Source organism: Rhodococcus sp. H-CA8f (assembly GCF_002501585.1).
GTDB classification, from domain to species: domain Bacteria; phylum Actinomycetota; class Actinomycetes; order Mycobacteriales; family Mycobacteriaceae; genus Rhodococcus_F; species Rhodococcus_F erythropolis.
Map to the genome: position 1 here is coordinate 3,239,057 of NZ_CP023720.1, position 26,787 is coordinate 3,265,843.

Genomic DNA, 26,787 nt, shown 5'->3' on the forward strand with positions numbered 1-26,787 from the left:
GCATCCGACGGATGCACTGACAACCCTACGACCAATCGGACGGGTCCGATCAGCCTGGTCCTACCGACCGGCAGAGTGAAGCCGCTCGACGTACTTGGCGATCACGTCCACCTCGAGGTTGACCGGCGTACCGACCACAGCGGTTCCGAGCGTCGTCAACTCGAGCGTTGTCGGGATCAGCGAGATCTCGAAGTACTCGAACCCGCGGTCGCCGCCCAGCGCGGAGACCGTCAGCGAGACTCCGTCGACGGTGATCGAACCCTTCTCCACCACGTATCGGGAAATGGAGTCCGGCAGTGCGATCCGCACTACCTCCCAGTTCTCGGAAGGCGAGCGGGAAATGACGTGGCCAGTTCCGTCGACGTGCCCTTGAACCAAGTGTCCGCCGAGTCGACTGTTCAGCGCCGCGGCACGCTCGAGGTTGACGCGAGAGCCGACGTCCAACTTCGCCAGGCTCGAGCGGTTCAGCGTTTCCTGCATGACGTCTGCGGTGAACGAACCGTCGGCAAGCACATCGACGACCGTCAGGCACACGCCGTTGACCGCGATCGAATCGCCGTGACCGGCGTCGGAGGTGACCAGTGGCCCGCGCACCGTGAAGCGTGCAGCATCGACCAGTTCTTCCTTGGCGACAATTTCGCCGAGTTCTTCCACAATTCCTGTGAACACGCGCCCTACTCCTCGTTCCCCGGAGCAGAACTCTCCGGAACCAGACTCAACAAAATATCGGGGCCGATCGTTACCGCGGACTCCAAACGGAATCGGTGGGCGTCGGTGATGGTGTGCACTCCGGCATCGACGAGCGCGGAAGCGCCCGCGCCGAGCAGTATCGGAGCGATGTACGCCTCGATGACGTCGACATATCCGGCGGCGAGGAATGCTCCGGCCAGACGGGGCCCACCCTCGAGAAGTACGTCTGTGTACTCCCCCAACGCCTCGACAACTTCGTCGATGTTGTCGGTGTTGAGCACCAGAGTCGGTGCGGTGTCATCGAGAACGCTTGCCGTCGAAGGTATTTCACGCTTTCCGACGACAACGCGTACGGGCTGATGCGCCGCGAGCTCACCGGTGGGCTGACGCGCCGTCAGCCACGGATCGTCGGCGAACACGGTGCCGGTGCCGACCACGATCGCATCGATCTGCGCCCGCTGAGCATGCACGCGCGCCCTCGCCTGCGGACCGGTGATCCACTGACTCGTTCCGTCCTCGGCGGCGCTGCGTCCGTCCAGACTGGCCGCGTACTTCCACGTGATGTGCGGGCGACCGGTGCGCTGTTTGTGCAGCCAGGCCCGCAGTGGACCAGCTTCCACCTCGGGTGCTCTCAGTCCGGCCGTGACGCTGATTCCAGCTCGCATGAGCGTCGCTGCGCCGCCGGAAGCCTCGGGATTGGGATCACCGACTGCGTAGACAACCGCCGAGACTCCGGCGTCGATCAATGCCTGCGAGCAGGGCCCGGTTCGCCCCTGGTGATTGCACGGTTCCAGTGTCACCACGGCCGTACCGCCACGTGCCGCATCGCCGGCCTCGTCGAGAGCCACGACCTCCGCGTGCGGTCCACCGGGCGGTTGCGTCATACCGACGCCAGCGATGGTGCCGTCGGCGGCGAGGATGACAGCGCCGACCGGCGGGTTGGGGCTGGTGAATCCGCGCGCAGAATCGGCTGCGGCCAGCGCAATCTGCATCGCGGCGTCAAGATCAGCCGTCGACGCCTGTCCACCCTTTGCCATCGAGCGGCTCAGACCGACAGCGTCAGGTGCGGCGACGCCGAGGCGGCCTGCGCGCGCAGCTTGCGCACCGCCTCACCGGGATCACTCGCTCCGTACACCGCCGAACCGGCGACGAAGCAGTCGATCCCTGCTTCAGCGGCCTGCTCGATCGTGGAAGCGTTGATGCCGCCGTCGATTTCGACGAGGAGCGTCAGCTCACCCGAGTCGACGAGCTTTCGAACTGCGCGTGCCTTGTCGAGCACCTGAGGCATGAAGGACTGACCACCGAATCCGGGTTCGACGCTCATGATCAAGAGGGTGTCGAAGTCCTTGAGGATTTCCAGGTAGTCGTCGATCGGGGTTCCAGGCTTGATGCTCAGCCCCGCCTTGGCACCAGCTGCACGAATATCGCGGGCAACCGAACGCGGGTCGTCGGTGGCCTCGGCGTGGAACGTGACGTTGTACGCACCGGCCTCGGCGTACGGCGGCGCCCAGCGCTCCGGGTTTTCGATCATGAGATGGCAGTCGAGAGGAATGTCCGTCGCCTTCAGCAGACTCTCGACCACCGGCAGACCCAGCGTGAGATTGGGAACAAAATGCGCGTCCATCACGTCGACGTGAAGCCAGTCGGAGCCGGACACGGCAGTCGCTTCATCGGCGAGTCGAGCAAAATCTGCGGACAAAATGGACGGTGCAATCATCGGGGAAGCCACGCCGCCGAGTTTAGCTGTGACTCATCGCCGACCGTGCATGCACATCGGCTGTGACTCATCGCCGACCGTGCATGCACATCGGAGCCGCTGAATTCCGATCAGTTCTTGACGACGGTGCGGAGCTTTCGCACCTTGGCGGGCGCCTTGATCCGCCACGCATCTTCGAGCATCTCGCCCAACTGCACCTCGTCGATCAGTTCGAGGTGCACGAGGATCGATCCGTGCCCGTGATAGTGATCTGTGGTGAAGAAAGCGGCCTCGCCACTGGCGAGTAGCGCCTCCTTCTCGTCCAGACCGCACATCACGACCAAAGCGCCCTCCGCTTCGGTGCGGAGCCGCGCAAAAGTTTTACCTGCCACCTTGAGTGCCGGGGTGTTGTACGAGGTCGACTCTTCCACGGAGGGAAGAGCCGAACCCAGTACTACAACCTGTTCCCACGTAACCATGTAGGCACCATACGACTACCGATGCCCTGAAGTCATCCGATCAGGCCAGCGGCTTGCGCAAAGCGGCCATGAACATAGCGTCCGTGCCGTGTCGATGCGGCCACAACTGAACCGACGATCCGTCTCCGACGTCCGGGACACCTGGCACCAATTCCTTGGTGTCGAGTTCCACGACGCCATGACGCCGCACCGCATCGGCGACCACTGCCAGCGTTTCCGACAAGTGCGGCGAGCACGTGGAGTACAGCACCACTCCGCCGGGGCGAACCAGTTCGATTGCGGCAGCAAGCAATTCACGCTGCAACTTCACGAGCGGAGCCACATCGGACGGCTGGCGACGCCAACGTGCCTCCGGGCGCCGACGCAGCGCACCCAACCCGGTGCAGGGAGCGTCGACGAGGATGCGGTCGTATCCGGGTTCGAGCCCGGATTCGCGGCCGTCCGCCACGTGTACGTCCACGGGAAGCTCGCGAGTGGTCTTGCGAATCAACTCGGCACGGTGTTCGACCGGCTCGACGGCGTCGAGTCGACCACCTTCGATGCCGGCAAGAGCACCGAGAAGTGCCGCTTTTCCTCCTGGACCTGCGCAGAGGTCGAGCCAGCGTCCGGAGTCTTCACCTTCGAGAGGAGCAATGCTGAGGGCGCGGGCAACCAGCTGACTGCCCTCGTCCTGCACTCCTGCCAGGCCTTGGCGGACCGCCTCGAGTTGTCCGGGGTCACCGCCGTCGAGATGCACGGCGTACGGCGAGTACGGCCCGATCTCGCCGCCGGTCACCAGTGCGAGCTCCTCGGCGGAGATCTCACCGGGGCGGGCGACGAGGTGCACGGCGGGGCGGGCGTCGTCGGCGATCAGGACGTCTTCGAGCTCTCCGGCTGCGGCGCCGAGCGAGTCGGCAAATACCTGCGCGATCCACAGGGGATGCGCGTGCTCGAAGGCGAGTCGGCCGACCGGGTCCTTCGGCGCCAGCAGCTCGACCCACTCGTCCTGGGTGCGTTCGGAAACACGGCGCAGGACCGCGTTGACGAATCCTGCTCGGCCCTGGCCGTTTTCGGCGCGGACGAGGTCGACCGAGGTGGCAACAGCAGCGTGCGGTGCGACACGAGTACGCAGTAGTTGGTACGAGCCGAGTCGGAGTACATCGAGCAGGGTTCCGTCGATCTCTTCGATCGGCCGACCCGCTGCATGGGCGATCACCGCATCCAGGAGGCCCTGAGCACGTGCCGCGCCGTACGCGAGTTCGGTTGCCAGCGCCGCATCGCGTGCGTCGAGTTTGCGGTCACGCAGGAGCCCGGGCAGAACCAGGTTCGCGTATGCGTCACGTTCACGGACCGCGCGCAGGACGTCGCGCGCAGCCAGTCGCGGCTGATCGAGCCCGGCGGTTGCCGGATCCGGCCGCTTGGCCTGCTTCGGCTTGGTGTTCTTGCCACCGGTTGCATTCTTGGCTCCGGGACCCTGTGTCCGCCGTGCCGGTCGTCGTGATTCGGTCACTGTGCTCGTACCTCCGCGTCGAGTCGGGCACCGCGTGCCCAGTCCCCTGCCGACATCAATTTCTTGCCCGGGGGCTGAATCTGCCCGAGTCGTACCGCGGTGGTCGCGGTACCGATGTACAGACCATCCTTGCGTACCGAGATCTCACCGACTGCCAGGGTCTCGTCCGTAACGGTGACCGGGCCGACCTTGACTCGAAGATCACCGATCATCGTCCATGCCCCAGGCGCGGGTGTGACTGCTCGGATGTGCCGGTCCACCGTGCGAGCGGGCAATTCCCACCGCACGCGGGCCGCGTCCACAGTCACCTTGGGGGCGTACGAGACGCCGTCGGCAGACTGCGGAACCGCGTTGATCTCTCCGGCCTCCAGGCCGTCGAGTACCGATTCGAGCAGGGCAGCGCCGTTTTCCGCCAGACGCCCGAGCAGGTCGCCTGCCGTATCGGTGTCGCGAATCCGCTCGGTCATCACTCCGTACACGGGGCCGGTATCCATGCCGGCTTCCAAACGGAACGCACTGGCGCCCGTCACTTCGTCACCGGCACTGATCGCGGCCTGCACCGGCGCGGCGCCGCGCCACGCCGGAAGCAGCGAGAAATGCAGATTGACCCAACCGTATTTCGGAATGTCGAGGACGTTCTGCGGCAACAGGTTTCCGTAGGCGACGACGGGTGCGCAGTCCGGTTCCAGGCGGGCGAGTTCGGCTGCGAAGTCGGGATCGGACGCCTTGACCGGTGTCAGGACCGGGATGCCGTGCTCGTCGGCAAGCAGACCGATCGGCGAGCGGGTGACTTTGCGACCGCGGCCCGCCACAGCGTCCGGACGCGTGACGACGGCTACCACTTCGTGGTTGGCGGACTCGATGAGACGCCGCAGCGAAGGAACCGCGGGTTCGGGCGTTCCGGCGAACACGACGCGCATGTCAGCTCTCCCGTTTCGTTGGGCTCTTCGGACTCTGATCAGCCGATCGGCCTGTCGAACGCGGTGGACTGCAACTCACGAAAATGCTCCCGGATGTGTCGGTGGGTGGAACTGTCAGTCTAAGGACTGCGGGAGCTACGACCTACCTCGCGCCACACCGAACCACTTTCTCAGCAATTTCTTTGATCAGAACCCTGCAGATTCACCGGTCCTCGGTATTGACTGTCTCTGTCGTCGCCACTCGGCGGAGGCTGATACGGGATACACCGATCACACGGAGGAACTTAGATGGCAGGCATCGACAGTAAGTTCGACAAGGCCTACGCAGGAAAGTCCGTCGAAGAATTGGCGGACGCCCCGGTCGCGGCACTCAACGGCGTAAGCGATTCGGACGCAGAACATTTGAAGGCAGCGTTCAACATCAAGACCGTCCGCGACCTCGGAACGAACAAGTTCTTCCTGTGGGCGCAGGCCACTGCCAAGCTCGCCGAGTAAACATCCCGACCCACGTGGTCTCGGTGCTCACGAGTTAGCAGCTCACGAATTTGCAGCTCACGAATTTGTGTCGATGACCACTTGCGGAATATCCGTGCCGAGCGGCACCGCGCTGCACGAAGCGTGCCGCTCGGCATCGGGGTCGAGGACCGTCCGGATGACGTCGATCACGTAGGGGTCGTACGGCATGCGGAAGTGGCCGGTCAGGTTCGACGGGCACAGATCCTGGAGGACGATGTTTTCTGCACCGGCGTCACGGAGCGCGATGTTCGAGGACGGCTGGATCATCTCGTCGACAGCGGACCCGATAGTCGTGTAGCGCACTCCGGGTACGGTGTCGCCGCCGTCGTTGAGGGCGTTCAACGTATCCGACCCCTGCATCTGCTCGCGGACAGCTCGCGAAAAGACATCTTCGACAAAGTCTTCTCCGCCGGGGATCGCACGGACGATGGGAACCAACCCGAACATCACCCCGCCGTAGGTCGGCGAAGCCAAGCCGACCCAATGATCGACGTAGGCGTCGCCGCCCATTTTGTTGACGTAGTACCGCGTCACCGTCGCGCCTTGGGAGTAGCCGATCACGTCGACCTTGTCCGCTCCGGTCGCGGTCAGCACCTGATCGACGAAAGAACCGAACGCGGTGGCACTACCGACTATGTCGCCGACGCCGTAAGTCTCGTGTGCGACGTCCCCGTCTTCTTCTTCGATCGCACCGCCGTAATTGAGGGCGAAGACGCAATAGCCGTCAGCTGCCAGTGCCGGCGACAGGGCCGCCCAATCCGCGTACGCCTCGGTGTCGGTTCCGTGGGCGAGTACAACTGGTCGGGGATGCGTGGCGGAAGGCTCACAGGCGAAATCGTTCGACCCGGCAGGTGCGGATCCTGGATGAGCATGCGCATATGCCGTGGCAACGGAACGAGTCGCCTGACCCGGACCGATGTCGAGAGGAACGTCCATCGCGTCGGCACTCGCAGACGGGAGTGTCGGTGCGGCAGCCGATATCGCCGGCGGTGCTCCGATCAGCAGCGCCACTGCTACCGAAAATGTCAGTCCCACAGACCGTTTGACGCCAGCCATTGTTCCTGCTCCTGCTCTGATCCTACGAGGGAGCTGACCGTAACACCAGAAACTTCGGGGCGCATACCCTACCGAACAGTAGGTATCCGACGTCTCAATTGCCGCCTTCATCGGCGTCATCACCGGCAAGCACTCGGTAGAGCGACTTGCGCGCCTCGACAAGCACGTCGGCTGCGGCCTTGACCTGCGCGGGTGTGCCTACAGCGGCCACTTGACCGGCCGCGCCCATCAGCTGGCCGATCAGTTCACGAAGGTCCTGCTCCGGCTCCCCTACGCTGAGACGAACGTCATCCCACGGTGCCCCGAGATCGGCGCGATGCTCCTCGACGTACGCGAGGCCTTCCTCGGTCAGCTTGGCGGTCTTGCGGCCGGCAACCTTTTCGATGATGACCAGTCCCTCGTCCTCGAGTTGGGACAGCGCGGGATAAATGGAACCCGGACTTGGCTTCCAGACGCCGCCGCTGCGCTCGACGATCTGTTGAATCAATTCGTAGCCGTGCATCGGCTCTTCCGCGATCAACAACAGAATCGCAGCGCGCACATCTCCACGACGACCTCGTCCGCCACGTCCTCGCCCGCGACCGAACTGAGCGCCCGGACCGAAGCCGGGGCCGGGTCCGCCGTCTGGACCGAAACGCCCCCGCCGATGGCCTCTGCGTGGCATGTCACCGAAGCCCGGCCGCTCGTGCGGTCGACCGCGTCGTCCACCGTCTCGATCGCCGGGACCATCGCCCGGCGCGCCGTCGTCCGTCGGCACCCACATCACAAATGGTGGCCGTTGCTCACGGCCGAAACCGCCGAAGAAACCGCGTCGGCCGAACATCCCCTCGTTCGGGAAACTTGCATCCATCGTCGAACCTCCATCACTATCGTTGATAGTTCGACGATATATCGCCATATCGGGTTGCGCAACATTTTTGCTGCACACAACCAGGCCTTGGAGAACTCGAAAATCAGCCGATGCGGCGTGGGTCGATCTGAATGCGGACCGGACCCGATGACTTCCGCGCACTGCGCGCGGCCCTCGCATGTGCCAGAGCGTCCGCAAGGCCTCGACCGTCCTTGCGTGGAACGCGGACCAGCATTCGCTCCGGCGCGACACCGCTCTCGTCCTCACCGGAATACGGAAGCCTCTCCCCCGCAGGCAATTCCACTGGTCCGAGTAGTACAGCACTTGCCGGCAGATCAGCTGAGTCCACCAACTCCGCAATTGCTGCGGATCCACCGTCGATCGCAGCCATGTGAACGGCCGGAGGAAAGCCGACCTCGTCCCGTTCCTCGAATTGAGACTGTGCGTGCCCCACTGGATCCCATCGGACCAACGCCTGCACCGTCGGGATACCCGAGTCTGCGACAACCACAACTTCACCGCCTTCGGACAGCGGAATCACCATGGCAGCAGCCGACATCCAGCGTCTGAGTGTTTCCTCGGCGGCGCGAAGATCTGGCCGGCCGAGCAGTGCCCAACCGTCGAGCAAGAGCGCGGCGCCGTAGCCGCCGGTCATCACCGGCTCCGCACCCACTGTCGAGACCACCAACGCGGGCCCGTGTGGCAGTTCCTTGACCACATCACCGCCCCCTGACAGAACAACTTTCACACCGGGAAACGCCCGCCCGAGTTCTTCGGCGGTCCGGCCGGCACCGACTACCACCGCGCGCAACGCTTTCGCCCCGCACGCGTGACATCGGTAGGCGGCATCGGCAACCCCGCACCAGCGGCACGCCGGTGTCCCGGCGCCGTCGGGACCTGCCGCAGCGGGAAGAGCCAGTGGGCCGTTGCACCGACGGCACCGTGCCGGGGCACGGCACTTTCCACAGGCCAGGGTCGGTACGTACCCCCGCCGAGGCACCTGCACCAGGACTCCGTTGCCCTCACCCAGAGCGCGCCGGGCGGCCGCGAATGCAATAGCGGGCAAACGAGCCGCTCTGGCTCCCGGATCGCGGGCCAAGGCTTGATCGCTGTCGGCAAGCGCGGTGATCTTGGGTGCGTGAGCACGAACGACGTCCCGCGTAGCGACCAGATCGTGCGCCCATCCCGAGTCGACGAGTACCTGCGATTCTGCCGTACGGGAGAACCCACCGATCACGACGGCGCACCCGGCGACGTAGCCACGCAGGACGGCAACTTCGCGGGCATGTGGATACGGCGACCGCGGCTCGGACAAGTTGTCGTCGCCGTCGTCCCAGACGACGACAAGACCGGTCTCGGGCGTCGGCGCAAAAACTGCACTGCGCGTGCCGACGACGATCCTGGCGGTCCCGCGCAGTGCAGCGAGCCACCTTCGGTATCGCATGGCCGGCCCCAGGCCTGCGGACAGACCCACCACTGCATCCGCTCCGGAGAGTTCGGTACATGCGGCGACGACGCGGTCCAGGTCGCGTTGATCGGGCACAACCAGAATCGCGGATTTACCACTTGCCGCTACAGCCCCGGCCAATTCGGCCAGGCGCAGTGGCCAGTTTTCACCAGGCAACGCCTGCCAGACCGCACGCGGGCTTTTCGACTCGCGAATCGCGGACAGAAAGGCGTCACCGAATCTGTAGAGATGCCAACCATTTTCGATCGGTTCAGGAGCGGACGGCGGCTCGGCGGGCTCCCACGGTTCCGCCTCGACCTTCGCGTGGCGCGGCGGTACCGCCAAACGGAGAACATCGGCGCGGGTTCCGGCATAACGCTCCGCCACACGATCGACGACTTGCGCGATTTCTGCCGTCAGGACCCGCTCGGACGAGATGACGCGTTCGAGCCAGCCGAACTTCCCCTGATGGTCACTGGTCGCCTCGCGCGAGACGATGAAACCGTCCACCAGACGACCAGCGAAGCGGATGCGCACCCGGACTCCGGGCTGCGCATCCGCTTCGAGTTCACGAGGAACGAGGTAGTCGAATTCACGGTCGAGGTGAGCGAGCGGGAGCATCGGCAGCACCCGGGCGACCGGATCGACTTCTGCCGCTACTCTTTCCGCGCCCACCCGCGCCCCGTCTGTACGTCAGTGATCAGAGACCAGCTGCGCTACGCAGCTTGTCGGCACGATCGGTGCTCTCCCACGGGAGGTCGATGTCGGTGCGACCGAAGTGACCGTATGCCGCCGTCTGCGCGTAGATCGGACGCAGCAGGTCGAGGTCGCGGATGATCGCTCCCGGACGCAGGTCGAAGATCTCGGTGATCGCCTTCTGGATCCGTGCCGGATCGGTCTTCTCGGTGCCGAAGGTTTCGACGAAGAGTCCGACCGGAGCTGCCTTGCCGATGGCGTAGGCGACCTGAACCTCGATGCGGTCGGCCAGACCTGCGGCAACAGCGTTCTTGGCCACCCAACGCATGGCGTAGGCAGCGCTTCGGTCGACCTTTGACGGGTCCTTGCCGGAGAACGCGCCGCCGCCGTGGCGAGCCATTCCGCCGTAGGTGTCGACGATGATCTTGCGGCCGGTCAAACCGGCGTCACCCATCGGGCCACCGAGGACGAACTTGCCCGTCGGGTTCACCAGCAGACGAACATCGGAGGTGTCGAGATCGGTGAGGTTCACGTCGGTCAGCACCGAGTGAAGCACCTTCTCGCGAAGATCGGGCGTCAACAGGTTGTCGAGGTCGATGTCAGCGGCATGCTGGGTGGAGATGACCACGGTGTCGAGACGGACAGCCTTGTCACCGTCGTACTCGATGGTGACCTGGGTCTTGCCGTCCGGGCGCAGGTACGGCAGCACGCCGGACTTACGGACCTCGGTCAACCGGCGAGAGAGACGATGAGCCAACGCGATGGGCAGCGGCATCAGTTCCGGCGTGTCGGTGGTGGCGTAGCCGAACATCAGGCCCTGGTCGCCCGCACCCTGACGGTCGATCTCGTCGTCGCTGATTCCGTCGACGCGAGCCTCGTGCGAGTGATCGACACCCTGCGCGATCTCGGGCGACTGCGCGCCGATCGCGACGTTGACGCCGCAGGAGTTACCGTCGAAGCCCTTTGCCGAGCTGTCGTAGCCGATCTCGAGGACCGTGTCGCGCACGATCTTCGGAATGTCTGCGTACGCAGTGGTCGTGACCTCGCCGGCGACGTGAACCTGGCCGGTGGTGACCAGAGTTTCGACGGCCACGCGGGCGCGCGGGTCCTGGGTGAGCAGCGCGTCGAGGATCGAGTCGCTGATCGCGTCACAGATCTTGTCCGGGTGCCCCTCGGTGACGGACTCGCTGGTGAATAGCCGACTGCCGGACTTGCTCACAGATCTCCCTCTCGACGACTGAGTTCTTGACTACAGCTTATTGAAGTATCCGAATCACCGTTCGGTGACCGTTTTGTCATGCTTTGTTAGCTGGGGGCTGAGCCGACGATAACGGTTGGACCGCCTGCGCAACACCCTTGTGCTCACCCGATTATCGTGGGGTAACTCTCACCACCGGGCGCGTGTCGCTACTCGGGGAAGAGCTTGACCAGGGCGTCGAGTACTCGACTGGCCATCAAAGCCTTGGATCCGTGCTCGAGCGCGGACTCCGAGCCGTCGGAACCGAGCAGCCAACCGTCGTTGTGATCGACCTCGAACGCCTTGCCCTCGCCGACCGCATTGACCACGAGGAGGTCGCAACCTTTGCGGGCAAGCTTGGAGCGGGCGTAACTGAGAACGTCACCATGGGCGTCACCGGTCTCTGCGGCGAATCCGACGATCACCGTTCGAGCGTCCAAATCGCCGTCACGACGCTCTTCGACGAGACCGGCGAGGATGTCGGCGTTTCTGGTGAGGCTGATCGAGTCGGGTTCGTTTGCGCCCTTCTTGATCTTGCTGCCTTCGACGGTGGTGGGGCGGAAGTCCGCGACAGCTGCAGCCATGACGACTCCGTCGTGTCCCGGTGCGTGCTTCTCCACTGCCAACCGGAGATCTTCGGCCGTCTTGATGTGCACGACGTCGACAGCGGCGGGGTCGGCAAGATCGGCCGTGTAACCGGCGATCAGCGTGACGTGAGCGCCGCGTTGGGCGGCCAGACGGGCGAGCGCGTAGCCCTGTTTGCCGGAGCTGCGATTACCGAGAAAGCGCACCGGATCGAGCGGCTCGCGAGTACCGCCGGCGGTGACCAGAATGCGGCGACCTTCCAGGTCGCGCGGCAACGCGTCCGAGCGCTCGAGGAGCAACGATGCCAACCCGACGATCTCGTCGGGTTCGGGAAGTCGACCGGCTCCGGTGTCTTTTCCGGTCAAACGCCCGGAGGCAGGTTCGATCACGTGGACGCCGCGCGAGCGCAGTGTCGCCACGTTGGACACCGTTGCGGGGTGCTCCCACATCTCGGTGTGCATTGCGGGGGCGAAGACGACCGGACAGCGTGCGGTCAACAAGGTGGCTGTCAACAGGTCGTCTGCGCGGCCCATGACAGCTCGCGCCATCAGATCAGCGGTTGCCGGCGCGATGACAACGAGATCGGCTTCCTGTCCGAGGCGGACATGCGGAACCTGCGGGACGTCGTTGAAGACGCCGGTGTGAACCGGGTTGCCGGAGAGTGCTTCGAACGTGGCGCGGCCGACGAACTCCAGAGCGGATTCGGTCGGAATCACGCGGACGTGATGACCGCTCTCGGTGAAGCTGCGGATGATCGAGCACGCTTTGTACGCGGCGATACCCCCACCGACACCGACGACAATGCGCTTACGTATCGATGTGGGCGCGTCGGACACTCCCCCGACACCCGAACGAGGTTCGGGTGCGGCAGACGTGGTGCTCACTCGCCTTCGGTGTGCTCGAGGAGATCAGCGTGGATTTCACGCAACGCGATGGACAGCGGCTTTTCCTGCAGACCGGGCTCGACCAGAGGTCCGACGTATTCGAGGATGCCGTCACCGAGCTGGTTGTAGTAGTCGTTGATCTGGCGCGCACGCTTGGCCGAGTAGATGACCAGGGCGTACTTGGAAGAGGTGCGTTCGAGCAACTCGTCGATCGGCGGGTTGGTGATGCCGAGCGGGGTGTCGTAGGCAGGCAGAGCGCCCTGACCTGCTGCGGACGCGGCTGAAGTGCTGCTCACTCTTGTGTCTCCTGAATTAGATCTTCATTGAAGAACTAGTTTTATCGATCCGGATATCTGAGAAACGGGGCGGAAATCGGTTCCCGAAGGGTGCGGAATCAGTTCCCAACCAACAAGGATACCAACTCATCGCAAGCACGGCTTACATCCTCGTTCACGATGACCGTGTCGAACTCGTCCTGTGCGGCCAATTCCACTCGGGCCGTCTCGAGTCGGCGTGCCACGACGTCTTCCGTTTCGGTTCCCCGTCCGGTCAGCCGTTGCACCAGAACGTCCCAGCTCGGTGGAGCCATGAACACCAACAGAGCTTCGGGCATCGCCTGGCGGACAGCTCGTGCTCCGGCGAGATCGACCTCGACGAGTACGGGCTTTCCAGCTTCGAGCGCTTCTTCGATCGGAGCTGCGGGGGTGCCGGAGCGCTGTAGACCGCCGTGGATTTCCGCCCATTCGAGAAGTTCACCGGAGTCGATCATCCGTTGAAATTCTTCACGGGAGGTGAATCGGTAGTCCTTGCCGTCCACTTCACCGGGACGGGGATCGCGAGTGGTCGCCGAAACGCTGAAAACGAGTTCAGGCAACCGAGTTCTCAGCTCGCGAACGACGCTGGACTTACCGACAGCCGAAGGGCCGGCCAGTACAACCAGCCGACCCCTCCGCACTGCGGTCTTGCTCTCTGACACTGTTGCGTCAGCAATCATCAGACACTGCCGCGTCAGCAATCATCACTTGTCGGCTCAGGCCTCGAAGTCAAACTTGGTGAGCAGAGCCTTGCGCTGCCGATCACCGAGGCCACGAAGGCGACGGGTCGGTGCAATCTCCAGCTCGGTCATGATCTCCTGAGCCTTGACCTTGCCCACCTTGGGCAGCGCCTCGAGCAGTGCCGAAACCTTCATCTTGCCCAAGATTTCGTTGTCTTCGGCGTCCTTGAGGACCTGCTTGAGGTCGGTGCCGCCACGCTTCAGGCGCTCCTTGAGCTCAGCCCTGGCCTTGCGGGCAGCAGCTGCCTTCTCCAAAGCAGCAGCGCGCTGCTCATCAGTCAACTGGGGAAGGGCCACGGTTCCTCCGTCTCGTCGTGTGCAAATTTTGTCTATTCCGCTGATAACCAGCAGCGATAGCGACCGTACTCACGCCTGGCGCGAATTGCTAACCCACCCCCCGCGGTCCGATGCAGATCGCGGTGGGTTATGCGCGTCGAATCGATGTCACACATCGTCGCCGTTTTCGGCTGGATCGAGACGGATTCGACGCAACACGAACGTGCGTACAGTACCGAAATAGACTGTAACACAAAGCATTTCGATACATCGGGTGCGACGTCCCCATGCGTGTGTGCGAAATCGTTACCTGCGGGAATGAACGTGGTCGCCGACACATCCAAAAATTTCGAGCATTTTCGACGCCCATGCGCGTGTCGCGGCCTGTTTTCAGGTCGGCATCGACGATTTCGGATCGTCGGCATCGACCGTGTCCGGTTCGGTGCGGCTCACGCCGGGGGCGGCCAGAGCGAGTACTACCGCGAGGCTCGCCCAGAGCAATGAATTCTCCAGGACGAAGCCGACGACCGGGATATCCATGTCCGCGCCGACCCGAGGAAGCCGAAACAGCACGACCGCAGCGGTGAGGCCGATCGCGATCCAGGACCACGCGGGTACCGATCGGGTGTCCTCCCCCACGCCCGACTTGATCGGAACGAGGAGCACACCCACCGCCGGCACCAACCACACGAAGTGGTGGGTCCAGGCAATGGGAGTCACGATTGCCGCCAGCAGAGCCACCACCGTGAAACCGGCAAGATCACCTCGCAGGCGCTGAGCGCGCCGCGTCGCGACAATTCCGAGGACACCCAACACTGCACAGGCGACGAGCCATGCCGGACCCACCAGGCCCTCGGGGAGTAGCCGTAAGGCCATTCCACGCACGGACTGGTTACCGAACACAGACGGGTCACCGACCGCGACGCGCCCCGAGAGTGAGGCGATGTCACCGAAGTAGTCGATCGTCTGGCGCGGGAGAACGGCAAAGCCGAGTGCCGTGGCGCCGAGGAAGCCGGCGAGGGCGCCCGCAACCGCTTTCCAACGCCCGGTGATCACGTAGTAACCGATGTAGACGAGAGGCACCAGTTTGACGGCCCCGGCGATCCCCACCAGCACACCCTCGGGAATCCACCGTGGTCGAGCCAGCACGTCGATCAGGCACAGGAGTGTCAGGAACAACCCGACCTGCCCGTACCCGAGGTGATCGGAGATCGGCGATGCCGCCGTCCACAGGACCAGGAAACCCACGTAGACGACGACGGGCCGCCTACGTGTGAACGGGACCTCGCGATAGCTGAGCACGATGATCGCGGCCAGCATCAGGAGGCTGACGAAACTCCATCCCCACTGGACCGCACCCCAGGAACCCAAGGCGACCGGAACGGCGACGAGCGCAGCGAAGGGCGGATAAGTGAACGGCAGTCTCGCGTTGAACGACTCGTCGTACAGGTTCGAGCCGTCGAGGACGGCTTGACCTGCCGTCCGGTACACGGCGAGATCGTCGCCGTGTACGCCGGTGACGGATTGGAACCCGGTGGCGAGCAGCGCGCACGCCGCGACGAGAAGTCCGATCTGCCACCAACGATTCACCGACGGACGGTACCACCGGGTTCCACCGCTCGAACGAGCCTCGAGGTCACTCACGGATCAGTGCGCCAATGCGGCTTCGATCTCGTCTCGGTCACGCATTGCTGCCTCCCGAAGTGCCGATACCGAAGGACCATGCTTGAGCACCCCACGGGAAGTGTTCGGCAGCAGGAGCTCGGTCGATCCCGCGAAGATGTCTGCGAGATCCGCTGCCGTCGCACCCTGCGCGCCGAGCCCCGGAGCGAGAATCGGGCCGTTGAACTGCGACAGGTCCAGACCGTGGTCCCGAGTTGCACCGACCACCAGTCCGACGGTGTCGCGTCCGTCGGCGTTCGCGTCGACCGCAGCGTTGACGATCGACTGAGCCACGCTCACACCGTCGGCCGACGACTGTTGAAGTACGCCGCCTTCCGGATTGGAGGTTCGCGCCAGCACGAAGATCCCGCGTGCGTTCTGCCTTGCCAGTTCGAGTGTCGGAGCCAACGCCCCGAATCCCAGGTACGGCGAAACGGTGACCGAGTCGGAGGCCAACGGCGAATCACCCAACCAGGCTTGCGCGTACGCGTCCATCGTCGAACCGATGTCACCGCGCTTGGCGTCCGCGACGACAAGCGTTCCAGCATCGCGAAGAACCGAGATGGTCCGCTCCAACACGGCGAAGCCGGCGCTTCCGTACGCCTCGAAGAACGCAACCTGAGGTTTGACGAGTCCAACCTCACCGGTGAAGGCCTCGACGCAGATCTCGGCGAAAGTCTCCAGACCTTCGGCGGTACGTGGCAGTCCCCACGCGTCGAGAAGCGCGGGATGCGGGTCGATACCGACGCACAGCCGCCCCCGGTCCGCGATCGCGGACCGGAGACGATGCCCCCAACTGTGACTCACGACTGCTGTGCCGGCTGACGAAGACCTGCGTGCAGTTCCTGCAGGGAGTGAACTCCGATGTCGCCGCGGATGGCCGCTTCGATGCCCTGCACGGCGGCCGAGGCGCCCTGGACCGTCGTGATGCACGGGATGTTCGACGCGACTGCTGCGCTTCGGATCTCGTAGCCGTCGACACGCGGACCGTTGTTGCCGTACGGGGTGTTGATGACCATGGCGACCTCGCCGCTGCGGATCTGGTCGACGATGGTCTCGGCACCGGCCGGAACATCCTCACCCGACTGCTTGTACACCTGCTTACACTCGATACCGTTGCGCCGCAACACATCTGCGGTTCCTTCGGTGGCAAGGATGGTGAATCCGAGATCTGCCAGGCGCTTGACCGGGAAGATCAGCGAACGCTTGTCCTTGTTGGCGACCGAGACGAACACCGCGCCTGTGGTGGGCAACGACCCGTAGGCGGCAGTCTGCGACTTGGCAAAAGCCGTACCGAAGTCGAAGTCGATTCCCATGACTTCACCGGTGGACTTCATTTCCGGGCTGAGCAAGGTATCCACGCCGGTACCGTCGGCGCGGCGGAAGCGGTTGAACGGCAGCACAGCTTCCTTGACCGCGATCGGTGCACCGGCCGGGGTGTTTCCACCGTCGCCGGTCGCCGGCAGGATGCCGCTTGCGCGCAGGTCGGCGATGGATTCGCCGAGCATGACGCGGGCGCATGCCTTGGCCAGCTGGACGGCCGTCGCCTTGGAGACGAACGGAACCGTACGGCTGGCGCGGGGATTTGCTTCCAGCACGTAGAGGATGTCGTCCTTGAGTGCGTACTGGACGTTGAGCAGGCCCTTGACGCCGATGCCCTTTGCGAGAGCCTCGGTGGAGCGGCGGACGTTCTCGAGATCCGCCCGGCCCAGAGTGATGGGCGGGAGCGCACACGCCGAGTCACCGGAGTGAATGCCGGCTTCCTCGATGTGCTCCATGACGCCGCCGAGGTACACCTCGGTGCCGTCGCACAGAGCGTCGACGTCGATCTCGACCGCGTCTTCGAGGAAGCGGTCGACCAGGACCGGACGATCGTCGGAGATCTCCGTGGCACGCGAGATGTAGTCGGCGAGTGAAGCCTCGTCGTAGACGATCTCCATGCCGCGTCCACCGAGCACGTACGACGGACGCACCAGCACCGGGTAGCCGATGCCTGCTGCGATCTCGCGGGCGCCGTCGAACGTGGTGGCGGTACCGAACTTCGGGGCAGGCAGACCGGCTTCGGTGAGCACGCGACCGAATTCGCCGCGGTCCTCCGCCAGGTCGATGGCTGCGGGGCTGGTTCCCACGATGGGAACGCCGGCAGCTTCGAGGCGCTTCGCCAATCCGAGCGGGGTCTGGCCGCCGAGCTGGACGATGACGCCGGCAACGGTGCCCGACTGCGCCTCCGCGCGGTAGACCTCGAAGACGTCCTCGAATGTCAGCGGCTCGAAGTACAGGCGATCAGCAGTGTCGTAGTCCGTGGAGACGGTCTCGGGGTTGCAGTTGACCATGACGGTCTCGTACCCGGCTTCGGACAGCGTCTGGGCAGCGTGGACACACGAGTAGTCGAACTCGATGCCCTGGCCGATGCGGTTGGGGCCGGATCCGAGGATCAGAACCTTGGGTCGCTCGGTCTGCGGAGCAACTTCGGACTCGGCCTCGGGATCAAGCTCGTAGGTCGAGTAGTGGTACGGCGTCTTGGCCTCGAACTCTGCGGCGCAGGTGTCGACGGTCTTGTAGACGGGGCGCACGCCCAGCTGATCACGCAGAGCGCGAACGGCGTCCTCACCTGCGTGCGTGTCACCACCGAGTTCGGGGCGCAGAGCCGCGATCTGGCGGTCCGAGATGCCGTGGTACTTGGCCTGACGCAGGGCAGCCTCGTCGAAAGACTCTGCAGCGCGAAGCTTTTCACCGAGCTCGTGAATCTGCTGGAACTGGTCGAGGAACCACGGATCGATCTTGGTGGCGTCGAAGAGCTGCTCGACAGTTGCGCCGAGGGCGAATGCCTTCTCGATGCCGTACATGCGGCCGTCCTGCGGAACGCTCAGATCGGCGAGCAGGGCGTCCAGGCTCTCCGTCTCGATGTCGGCGCCGGTCCAGTAACCCGCACGCTTGGTCTCGAGTGAACGCATGACCTTGCCGAAAGCCTCGGTGAAGTTGCGGCCGATGCTCATGGCCTCGCCTACCGACTTCATCGTGGTGGTCAGGGTTCCGTCGGCACCGGGGAACTTCTCGAAAGCGAACCGCGGAGCCTTGACGACGACGTAGTCGAGTGTCGGCTCGAAGCAAGCCGGGGTTTCCTTGGTGATGTCGTTGACGATCTCGTCGAGCGTGTAGCCGATGGCAAGCTTGGCGGCCATCTTGGCGATCGGGTAACCGGTCGCCTTCGACGCCAGCGCCGACGAGCGGGAAACGCGCGGGTTCATCTCGATGACAACCAGGCGGCCGTCCTTCGGGTCCATCGCGAACTGGATGTTGCAGCCGCCGGTGTCGACGCCCACCTCACGCAGAATATCGATGGAGAGGTCGCGCATCGCCTGGTACTCGCGGTCGGTCAGCGTCATCGCGGGAGCGACGGTGACCGAGTCTCCGGTGTGGACACCGACCGGGTCGACGTTCTCGATGGAGCAGACGATCACGACGTTGTCGCGACTGTCGCGCATCAGCTCGAGTTCGTATTCCTTCCAGCCGAGGATGGATTCCTCGATCAGGACGTTCGCCGTCGGCGACGCGGCCAGACCGCCACCGGCGATGCGGTTGAGATCGTCGACGTCGTACGCCATGCCGGAACCGAGGCCGCCCATGGTGAAGGACGGACGCACGACAACCGGGTAACCGAGTTCGGCGACCGTGGCGTGTACTTCGTCCATCGTGTAGCAAACTGCGGACTTCGCGGATTCGCCACCGACCTTGGCGACGATGTCCTTGAACTTCTGGCGATCCTCGCCGCGCTGGATGGCGTCGAAGTCGGCGCCGATCAGCTCGACGTCGTACTTCTCGAGGATGCCCTGCTCGTGCAGCGCCACAGCGGCGTTGAGAGCGGTCTGACCGCCGAGCGTCGCGAGGACGGCGTCGATCTTGTTGCCCTGCAACGCTTCCTTGGCGATGACCTTCTCGAGGAACTCGGCCGTGATCGGCTCGACGTACGTGGCGTCGGCGAACTCGGGGTCCGTCATGATGGTGGCCGGGTTGGAGTTGACCAGGCTGACGCGCAGGCCCTCCTCCTGGAGGACGCGGCAAGCCTGGGTGCCCGAGTAGTCGAACTCACAGGCCTGACCGATGACGATCGGACCGGAGCCGATTACCAGGATGTGCTTGAGATCTGTACGGCGTGGCATTAGTTCTTGACTCCGGTTTCTTTCCGTGCGGAGAGCAGGCTGGTGAAGCGGTCGAAGAGGTACGCAGCGTCGTGCGGGCCGGCTGCCGCCTCCGGGTGGTACTGCACCGAGAAGGCCGAATCGTCCAGCAGGCGAACACCTTCGACGGCTCCGTCATTGGCGCAGGTGTGGCTTACCACGGCGCGACCGAACGGGGTGTCGAATTCCTGGCCGGCTTCACCTTCGAGTGCGAAGCCGTGGTTCTGCGCGGTGATCGCGATGCGACCCGTCTGATGCTCGATCACCGGGATGTTGATGCCGCGGTGGCCGAACTTCATCTTGTACGTGCTCAGGCCGAGTGCGCGGCCCAGGATCTGGTTGCCGAAGCAGATACCGAACAGCGGCAAGCCCTGTCCGATGACCTCTTTTGTCAGGTGCACTGCGCCGTCGGCGGTGGCCGGGTCACCGGGACCGTTGGAGAGGAACACTCCGTCGGCCTTCAGGTCGAGGATCTGTTCGAGACTCGCATTGGACGGCAACACGTGGACGCGGATACCGCGCTCGGCGAACATACGCGGGGTGTTGGTCTTGATACCGAGGTCGATGGCGGCAACCGTGTACAGCGCCTCCCCGCCCTTCGGCTCGACGACGTAGCCGCTGGTGGTGCTGACTTCACCGGCAAGATCGGCGCCGAGCATGGTCGGCTGATCCTGAACCCGTCGGACCAGTTCGTCATCGGCGGCGATGGCTTCACCGGAGAAGACGCCTGCCTTCATCGAACCGCGAGTACGCAGGTGGCGAACCAGGGCACGAGTGTCGATCCCGGCGATTCCGACGATGCCCTGCTCTTCGAGCTTGGCCTGCAGCGAACCGGTTGCACGCCAGCTCGAGGTGACGCGCGAGGGGTCACGAACGACGTACCCGGCAACCCAGATCTTGGCGCCGGCACTCTCGCCGGTCGGTCCGACCGACTCGTCGTCTTCGTCGTTCCAGCCGGTGTTGCCGATCTGCGGCGCGGTGGAGACCACGATCTGGCGGTGGTAGCTGGGATCGGTGAGCGTTTCCTGGTAGCCGGTCATGCCGGTGCTGAACACCGCTTCGCCCAGGGTCTGTCCAACCGCACCGAAGGTGGTTCCGCGGAACACCCGTCCGTCTTCGAGGACCAGTACTGCGGGGCTGTTGCCAAAGCCGCTCATGCGTTCTTTCCGTTCTGCTCGATGTCGCCAGAGCTTGCGTCTTCGTTGTCATTCGTCTTGTTCGAGGCAGTCTTGTTCGAAGCAGTCTTGTTCGAAGCAGTTACCGGCTTGACCCAGTCCGGATAAACCGTCTTGTCGTCACCGCGCACGCCCGTGTCGATCTCGGTTCCGCTCGGCAATTCCCAGCGAATCACCAGGACGCCGTCCTTGCTCATGACCTTGCCGGCAAGACCGTTCTCCGTGCGGATCGCGCGGATCGACTTCTCCGGAATCCAGATGGCCGACGCACCGTCACGCTCGACCAGAATTCCGCCGCTGTAGCGGCTGATCTCGCAGGTGGCGCGGAAACCGAGGTCGCCGACGGCGATGCGGTCCTGCCAACTGGGTGCGATGGTGCTACCGACGTACAGGCCGGTGGTCGGCAGGACGAGCAGTTCACCCAGGGTTGCCGGTACCGTCGGCAGTTCGCCGATCTTGTCTTTCTGGCGTCGAGCGCGTCCACGCCAACCGACGTACATCAGGCCGATCATCGCGACCCAGAAGATCGCCAGACCGATGATCCACAGTGCTCTGTCCATGACGCGCTACTCCTCGCTACTCCGCAGCCGCACATTCCCGTCGTGTGCGGTGATGCGGCCACGTAACAGTGTGGTCGTGACCCGTGCGGGCAATGTCATCGACTCGTACGGAGTGTTATGCGCGACACTCGCCAGGTCGGGTCCGTGGACCGTCCACTCGGCCGACGGATCGACCAATGTCAGGTTGGCGGGCTCCCCCACCTCGATGGGACGGCCTTGATCGTCGAGTCCGACGATCGCCGCCGGGCGCTCGCTCATGACCCGCGCAACACCGCGCCAGTCCAACAGGCCGGGCTGGACCATCGTCTGCACGATGATCGAGAGCGCGGTCTCGAGGCCGAGCATTCCGGGGCGGGCGGCCGCGAATTCGCAGCACTTGTCCTGCTCGGCGTGCGGTGCATGGTCAGTCGCGACGCAGTCGATGATGCCCTCGGCCAGACCCTTGCGCAGGGCAGCAACATCGCTGGCCTCACGCAACGGCGGGTTGACCTTGTTGATCGCGTCGTACGTCTCGAGACGTGAATCATCGAGGAGCAGGTGATGCGGGGTGACCTCGGCGGTGATCGAAATCCCTTGGCTGCGAGCCCACTTCACGAGTTCGACGGTTCCGGCGGTGGATGCGTGGCAGATGTGAACGCGGGCGCCGGCGTCACGCGCGAGCAGTGCGTCACGGGCCACGATCGATTCTTCGGCTGCTCGCGGCCATCCGGCCAGGCCGAGACGCGCGGCCGTGGGGCCCTCGTGGGCGACCGCACCGACCGTCAAACGCGGTTCTTCCGCGTGCTGCGCGATCAGGACGCCCAGTGAGCTGGAGTATTCGAGCGCGCGACGCATGATCAGTGGGTCGTAGACGCAGTGACCGTCGTCGGAGAACATCTTGACCTTGCCGACGCCTGCGGCCATGGTCGCCATCTCGGCGAGCTGCTTGCCTTCCAGGCCTGCGGTGACTGCGCCGACGGGGTGGACGTCGACGAGGCCGACTTCCTGTCCGCGTCGCCAGACGTGATCGGTGATGACCACCGAATCGGCGACGGGGCTCGTGTTCGCCATCGCGAAGACCGCGGTGTATCCACCCAGAGCGGCCGCGGAGCTTCCGGTTTCGATGGTCTCGGTGTCTTCGCGACCAGGCTCACGTAGATGGGTGTGCAGGTCCACGAAGCCGGGAAGCAGGATCTGCCCGCCGGCATCGATCACCTCGGATGCCGTGGCCGGATCGAGGTCCACGCCGATCTCGAGGATCGTGCCGTCGCCGACGAGTACGTCGGTGGGCTCACCTTCTCCGTAGATCAGGACTCCGCGGAGCAGGACACTCACGGGTGATTCTCCGTTCTCGTTTCTGGTCACAGCGCACCGTCCTCCGACCCGACCAGCAGTCGGAACAAGACAGCCATGCGCATGTGTACGCCGTTGGTAACCTGTTGCAGTACAGCAGTTTTCGAGGAATCGGCGACGGCGGATGCGATCTCCATGCCGCGCAGCATCGGACCGGGGTGCAAGACCACCGCGTGGTCGGCCAGCATCGCCAGTCGCTTCTCGGACAGGCCGTAGTTGATCGAGTACTCGCGCTGCGAAGGGAAGAAGCCGCCGTTCATGCGTTCGGCCTGAACCCGCAGCATCAGCACCGCGTCGAGTCCGGGCAGTTCGGCGTCGAGCGAATGCGAGACCGTGACCGGCCACGTGTGCGCGCCGACCGGCAGCAGTGTCGGAGGCGCCACCAAGACGACCTCCGCGCCGAGCATCGAGAGCAGCAGCGCGTTGGACCGGGCCACACGGCTGTGCAGAATGTCGCCGACGATCGCGATCCGCTTGCCCTCGATGTCGCCGAGGCGCTGGCGAAGGGTCAAAGCGTCGAGAAGCGCCTGAGTTGGATGCTCATGCGTGCCGTCACCTGCGTTGATGACTGCCGGGCCACCGTCGTCGGCCGCTCCGGTCCACTTGGCGATCTGATGGGCGGCACCCGAAGCCGGATGCCGCACGATGAGGGCGTCAGCACCGGCCGCGCGCAGGGTCATCGCGGTATCGCGCAGGGATTCGCCCTTGGACACCGAGGAACTCGATGCGCTGACGTTGATGACGTCCGCGCTCATCCACTTACCGGCCACCTCGAAGGACACCCGGGTGCGCGTCGAGTTCTCGAAGAACACCGTCATGACCGTGCGTCCGCGCAGCGTCGGGAGTTTGCGTACTTCGCGGCCCAGCAGCGCCTGCTCGAAGCGTTCTGCCTCGTCGAGAAGTTCTACCGCGGACTCACGATCGAGGTCCGCGATGGAAAGAAGGTGCTTCACGCGCTCTTACCTCCGGAGATGACTACCGCTTCCCTGCCGTCGTGTTCCTGGAGGAGAACCTTGACGTCTTCTGACCTCGCGGTCGGGACGTTCTTGCCGACGTAGTCGGCGCGCAGCGGCAGTTCGCGATGACCGCGATCGACCAGCACTGCGAGTTGGACGGCCCGGGGGCGACCGAGATCGCGCAACGCATCGAGGGCGGAGCGCACGGTGCGACCGGAGAAGAGGACATCGTCCACCAGGACGACCAGAGCATTGTCGACGCCACCTTCGGGGACGGACGTGCGCTCGAGCGGGCGATGCGGCTTGGTGCGGAGATCATCACGGTAGAGCGTGATGTCGAGAGATCCGATGGGAAGACGCACACCGGAGAATTCTTCGATCTTGGCGCGCAGTCGCGTGGCGAGGGTGGTTCCGCGCGTCGGGATGCCGATCAGGACCACACGAGGGGCTGTTCCCTCGGGTCCGTCGAGTGCGGTTTTCTCGATGATCTCGTGAGCGATCCGCGCGATGGTCCGGCCCACATCCTGGGCGGACAACAATTCACGGGTCTCACTACTTGCCTCGGCACCAGCGGATGCCTTGGCGCTGCCTGGACCTGCAAGATCGGATGGGCGAGACCCTTCGGGCACGCTCATACAGCGACCTCCTTCTCCGCCTCACTGGACGGATCGTTAAAGGATGTCTGACGGTCCCCACCCTATCAGCCGACAGACCTGATCCCGCCGTGCGAGCAGCGACTTCGACCGGTTGTGTGCAGACACACAACGCGCACGGTGACACTCGCACGGCGGTGGTGGAACAGAACTTGCTACTCGGTACCCGAATCCGATTCCTGCGCGCGCTGCGAGGTCGCAGCTGCAGCCGATCGAACCTGCGGCGCAACGAGAACGACCTGACCGAGGATTCCGTTGACGAATCCCGGAGAGTCGTCCGTCGAGAGCTGCTTCGCGAGTTCGACGGCCTCGTCCACGGCGACAACCGGCGGAACGTCCGTCGCATGGAAGAGCTCCCACACGGCGATACGCAGAATCGCACGGTCGACGGCGGGCAGACGCTCGAGCGTCCAATCCTGCAGATGCGAGGAGATGACCTGATCGATCCGGTCCAGATTCTCCGCGACGCCGGACACCAACGTGACGGTGTAGGCCGCGACGGGTGCTACCGCGTCGTCCTTGACGGACAGATCGGAACGCTCCGATGCGAGCGCGACCGGATCGAGGTCACGTGCCTCGGCTTCGAAGAGGAAGTCGACGGCACGCTTGCGCGCCTTGTGGCGTGCACCGAGTTTCTTATGTGTGCCGGACACTCAGGAATTCACACGCCCGAGGTAGTTGCCGTCACGGGAATCGACCTTGAGCTTGTCACCGGTGTTGATGAAGAGCGGCACGTTGATCTCGGCACCGGTCTCGAGGGTGGCAGGCTTGGTGCCGCCGGTGGAGCGGTCGCCCTGCAGGCCCGGATCGGTGTGCTTGACGACGAGCTCGACCGTGACCGGAAGCTCGACGAAGAGGGGAACGTCTTCGTGGGTCGCGACCTGGACGGCCATGTTCTCGAGCAGGAAACGCGACTGGTCGCCGACGGTGGATTCACTGATCGACACCTGGTCGTAGGTGTCGCCGTCCATGAAGATGTAGTCGCTGCCGTCGTGGTACAGGTAGGTCATGTCACGACGGTCGACCGTGGCGGTCTCGACCTTCACACCGGCGTTGAACGTCTTGTCCACTACCTTGCCCGAGAGCACGTTCTTGAGCTTGGTGCGCACGAAGGCAGGGCCCTTGCCGGGCTTGACATGCTGGAACTCGATGATCGTCCACAGCTGGCCTTCGATCTGCAGAACCAGACCATTCTTGAAATCACTGGTGGAAGCCACTTGCTTCGCGTCTCCTAGGGGTCGGGAAACCGTCTCAGACGACGGTAAGGTCTTTTGCGGTCAGTGTGAGCAGCTCTGGCCCCTGCTCACGAACAACGAGCGTGTCCTCGATCCGTACACCTCCGCGCCCGGAGAAGTACACGCCCGGCTCGACGGTCACCGCCGCGCCGGAAAGAAGTGTACCGGTGCCGAGCTTGCCGATTCCCGGTGCTTCGTGGATTTCGAGGCCGACACCGTGGCCGAGGCCGTGCAGGAACAACTCGCCGTAGCCTGCATCGTCGATCACCGAACGGGCGGCGGCGTCCACGGCCGCACATTCGACACCCGGAGCGAGGGCATCGCAACCGGCAGCTTGTGACCGCGCGACGAGTTCGTAAATCTCCCGTTGCCAATCGGAAACGGACTCGAGCACGTACGTCCGGGTCATGTCCGAGTGGTACCCACCGACCTGTGCGCCGAAGTCGAGTTTCACGAAGTCGCCCGACGCCAGGATCGCGTCGGTCGGTCGGTGATGCGGAATCGCCGAGTTGACGCCTGCCGCCACGATCGTCTCGAAGGAAATACCGTCTGCGCCGTTGTCGAGCATCAGGTTTTCCAGTTCACGACCGACCTCTCGTTCGGTTCGGCCAGGTCGCAGACCGCCGCGAGCGATCAACTGCGCCAACGCGACATCGGCTGAAGTGCATGCGGCGCGCAACAAGTCCACCTCGTGCTCGTCCTTGACCATGCGCAACTGTTCGACGAGTCCACTCACCGGTTCGAACCGGATCTTCGGTGCTGCCTCGGTCCATGCGCGATGTTCGGCGAACGTCGCGACGTGTGACTCGAACGCGAGAACGGGCATCGTCGACTTCTCGATCAAGTGCGCAGCACTCGAACGGGCGATTTCAGCGCGCAGGTCCGGAACCTGCTCCGCCACCTGCGTCACGTAACGACCGTCGGTGCAGATCACCGTCGCGCGTTCGTCGGACTCCGAATCGGACGCACTGACGACGAGCGCAGCATTGGAACCGGTGAAACCGGTGAGGTACCTGATGTTGAGGAGATCTGTGACGAGAATCGCGTCGAGTTCGCGCTCCGCGAGGAGGCGTCTGAGGGATTCACGGCGTGTTCTGAAGTCGACCGGCATCCCTCGAACCTACCGCCCTCGCAGACCTGCCGATCAACTCGAAACTCACG

Annotated in this window: 26 protein-coding genes; 1 reads left to right on the forward strand and 25 read right to left on the reverse strand. The window is 64.3% G+C overall.

All coding sequences use genetic code 11. The features are described from left to right. Positions 1 to 60: 60 nt before the first annotated feature. The 6 genes from CPI83_RS14960 to fmt form a co-directional block, all read right to left on the reverse strand. Positions 61 to 669, reverse strand: coding sequence for a riboflavin synthase (locus tag CPI83_RS14960; protein WP_003944892.1), 609 nt, complete (start codon positions 667 to 669; stop codon positions 61 to 63). A gap of 5 nt (positions 670 to 674) precedes the next feature. Further along, positions 675 to 1,727: a bifunctional diaminohydroxyphosphoribosylaminopyrimidine deaminase/5-amino-6-(5-phosphoribosylamino)uracil reductase RibD gene (gene ribD / locus CPI83_RS14965; RefSeq protein WP_019748385.1), complete on the reverse strand. Its 1,053-nt coding sequence runs from the start codon at positions 1,725 to 1,727 to the stop codon at positions 675 to 677. 8 nt (positions 1,728 to 1,735) lie between these two features. Beyond that, positions 1,736 to 2,419 (reverse strand): ribulose-phosphate 3-epimerase, encoded by a 684-nt coding sequence (gene rpe / locus CPI83_RS14970; protein WP_019748384.1) that lies wholly within the window; start codon positions 2,417 to 2,419, stop codon positions 1,736 to 1,738. 98 nt (positions 2,420 to 2,517) lie between these two features. Continuing rightward, positions 2,518 to 2,865: an MmcQ/YjbR family DNA-binding protein gene (locus CPI83_RS14975; protein WP_019748383.1), complete on the reverse strand. Its 348-nt coding sequence runs from the start codon at positions 2,863 to 2,865 to the stop codon at positions 2,518 to 2,520. A gap of 40 nt (positions 2,866 to 2,905) precedes the next feature. Beyond that, positions 2,906 to 4,354 carry a transcription antitermination factor NusB gene (locus tag CPI83_RS14980; RefSeq protein WP_019748382.1) on the reverse strand — a complete coding sequence of 483 codons (1,449 nt, stop codon included), beginning with the start codon at positions 4,352 to 4,354 and terminating at the stop codon, positions 2,906 to 2,908. Then, positions 4,351 to 5,274 (reverse strand): methionyl-tRNA formyltransferase, encoded by a 924-nt coding sequence (gene fmt / locus CPI83_RS14985; protein WP_020907709.1) that lies wholly within the window; start codon positions 5,272 to 5,274, stop codon positions 4,351 to 4,353. The genes CPI83_RS14980 and fmt overlap by 4 nt, the downstream gene beginning before the upstream one ends. A 288-nt stretch (positions 5,275 to 5,562) precedes the next feature. Here fmt and CPI83_RS14990 point away from each other — a divergent pair, with 288 nt between their 5' ends. Continuing rightward, complete coding sequence (locus tag CPI83_RS14990) at positions 5,563 to 5,769, forward strand: hypothetical protein (RefSeq protein WP_003944900.1); 207 nt, start codon at positions 5,563 to 5,565, stop codon at positions 5,767 to 5,769. Between the two features lie 57 nt (positions 5,770 to 5,826). Here the strand turns inward: CPI83_RS14990 and CPI83_RS14995 are convergent, their stop codons facing one another. From CPI83_RS14995 to CPI83_RS15090, 19 genes are all read right to left on the reverse strand, one after another. Beyond that, the gene (locus CPI83_RS14995) at positions 5,827 to 6,846 is read right to left on the reverse strand and encodes an alpha/beta fold hydrolase (protein ID WP_097387378.1); all 1,020 of its coding nucleotides are present in this window, start codon (positions 6,844 to 6,846) and stop codon (positions 5,827 to 5,829) included. 94 nt (positions 6,847 to 6,940) lie between these two features. After that, positions 6,941 to 7,696, reverse strand: a complete 756-nt coding sequence (locus tag CPI83_RS31220; protein ID WP_232816751.1) for a PadR family transcriptional regulator — start codon at positions 7,694 to 7,696, stop codon at positions 6,941 to 6,943. Positions 7,697 to 7,799: 103 nt separating this feature from the next. After that, entirely contained in the window at positions 7,800 to 9,818 is a 2,019-nt protein-coding gene (locus tag CPI83_RS15010) for a primosomal protein N' (RefSeq protein WP_019748377.1), read from the reverse strand. A 25-nt stretch (positions 9,819 to 9,843) separates the two neighbouring features. Beyond that, complete coding sequence (gene metK, locus CPI83_RS15015; protein WP_003944827.1) at positions 9,844 to 11,058, reverse strand: methionine adenosyltransferase; 1,215 nt, start codon at positions 11,056 to 11,058, stop codon at positions 9,844 to 9,846. Positions 11,059 to 11,246: 188 nt separating this feature from the next. After that, positions 11,247 to 12,497 carry a bifunctional phosphopantothenoylcysteine decarboxylase/phosphopantothenate--cysteine ligase CoaBC gene (gene coaBC / locus CPI83_RS15020; RefSeq protein WP_198586373.1) on the reverse strand — a complete coding sequence of 417 codons (1,251 nt, stop codon included), beginning with the start codon at positions 12,495 to 12,497 and terminating at the stop codon, positions 11,247 to 11,249. A gap of 44 nt (positions 12,498 to 12,541) precedes the next feature. Continuing rightward, positions 12,542 to 12,841 carry a DNA-directed RNA polymerase subunit omega gene (gene rpoZ / locus CPI83_RS15025; protein WP_003944996.1) on the reverse strand — a complete coding sequence of 100 codons (300 nt, stop codon included), beginning with the start codon at positions 12,839 to 12,841 and terminating at the stop codon, positions 12,542 to 12,544. A 98-nt stretch (positions 12,842 to 12,939) separates the two neighbouring features. Beyond that, the gene (gmk, locus tag CPI83_RS15030; protein ID WP_029255329.1) at positions 12,940 to 13,539 is read right to left on the reverse strand and encodes a guanylate kinase; all 600 of its coding nucleotides are present in this window, start codon (positions 13,537 to 13,539) and stop codon (positions 12,940 to 12,942) included. A gap of 36 nt (positions 13,540 to 13,575) precedes the next feature. Beyond that, positions 13,576 to 13,896 carry an integration host factor, actinobacterial type gene (gene mihF, locus CPI83_RS15035; RefSeq protein WP_003944825.1) on the reverse strand — a complete coding sequence of 107 codons (321 nt, stop codon included), beginning with the start codon at positions 13,894 to 13,896 and terminating at the stop codon, positions 13,576 to 13,578. 369 nt (positions 13,897 to 14,265) lie between these two features. Beyond that, positions 14,266 to 15,465 carry a glycosyltransferase 87 family protein gene (locus CPI83_RS15040; protein WP_232816752.1) on the reverse strand — a complete coding sequence of 400 codons (1,200 nt, stop codon included), beginning with the start codon at positions 15,463 to 15,465 and terminating at the stop codon, positions 14,266 to 14,268. Between the two features lie 57 nt (positions 15,466 to 15,522). Further along, positions 15,523 to 16,344 (reverse strand): orotidine-5'-phosphate decarboxylase, encoded by an 822-nt coding sequence (pyrF, locus tag CPI83_RS15045; protein WP_021332968.1) that lies wholly within the window; start codon positions 16,342 to 16,344, stop codon positions 15,523 to 15,525. Next, complete coding sequence (gene carB, locus CPI83_RS15050; RefSeq protein ID WP_019748372.1) at positions 16,341 to 19,697, reverse strand: carbamoyl-phosphate synthase large subunit; 3,357 nt, start codon at positions 19,695 to 19,697, stop codon at positions 16,341 to 16,343. Before carB ends, pyrF begins: the two co-directional genes overlap by 4 nt. Further along, positions 19,697 to 20,872, reverse strand: coding sequence for a glutamine-hydrolyzing carbamoyl-phosphate synthase small subunit (gene carA / locus CPI83_RS15055; protein WP_003944927.1), 1,176 nt, complete (start codon positions 20,870 to 20,872; stop codon positions 19,697 to 19,699). Before carA ends, carB begins: the two co-directional genes overlap by 1 nt. Then, positions 20,869 to 21,450, reverse strand: a complete 582-nt coding sequence (locus CPI83_RS15060) for a hypothetical protein (RefSeq protein WP_020907699.1) — start codon at positions 21,448 to 21,450, stop codon at positions 20,869 to 20,871. Before CPI83_RS15060 ends, carA begins: the two co-directional genes overlap by 4 nt. 6 nt (positions 21,451 to 21,456) lie before the next feature. Beyond that, positions 21,457 to 22,794, reverse strand: coding sequence for a dihydroorotase (locus CPI83_RS15065; protein WP_007728012.1), 1,338 nt, complete (start codon positions 22,792 to 22,794; stop codon positions 21,457 to 21,459). Then, a complete protein-coding gene (locus CPI83_RS15070; RefSeq protein WP_003944883.1) occupies positions 22,791 to 23,735 on the reverse strand; it encodes an aspartate carbamoyltransferase catalytic subunit in 945 nt (314 codons plus the stop codon). The genes CPI83_RS15065 and CPI83_RS15070 overlap by 4 nt, the downstream gene beginning before the upstream one ends. Then, positions 23,732 to 24,373, reverse strand: a complete 642-nt coding sequence (pyrR, locus tag CPI83_RS15075) for a bifunctional pyr operon transcriptional regulator/uracil phosphoribosyltransferase PyrR (protein ID WP_020907698.1) — start codon at positions 24,371 to 24,373, stop codon at positions 23,732 to 23,734. Before pyrR ends, CPI83_RS15070 begins: the two co-directional genes overlap by 4 nt. Positions 24,374 to 24,546: 173 nt before the next feature. Continuing rightward, the gene (gene nusB, locus CPI83_RS15080) at positions 24,547 to 25,044 is read right to left on the reverse strand and encodes a transcription antitermination factor NusB (RefSeq protein ID WP_007728014.1); all 498 of its coding nucleotides are present in this window, start codon (positions 25,042 to 25,044) and stop codon (positions 24,547 to 24,549) included. Further along, on the reverse strand, positions 25,045 to 25,608 hold the full coding sequence (efp, locus tag CPI83_RS15085; RefSeq protein ID WP_003944958.1) for an elongation factor P: 564 nt from the start codon (positions 25,606 to 25,608) through the stop codon (positions 25,045 to 25,047). 34 nt (positions 25,609 to 25,642) lie between these two features. Continuing rightward, entirely contained in the window at positions 25,643 to 26,737 is a 1,095-nt protein-coding gene (locus tag CPI83_RS15090) for a Xaa-Pro peptidase family protein (RefSeq protein ID WP_097387379.1), read from the reverse strand. Positions 26,738 to 26,787: the final 50 nt, after the last annotated feature.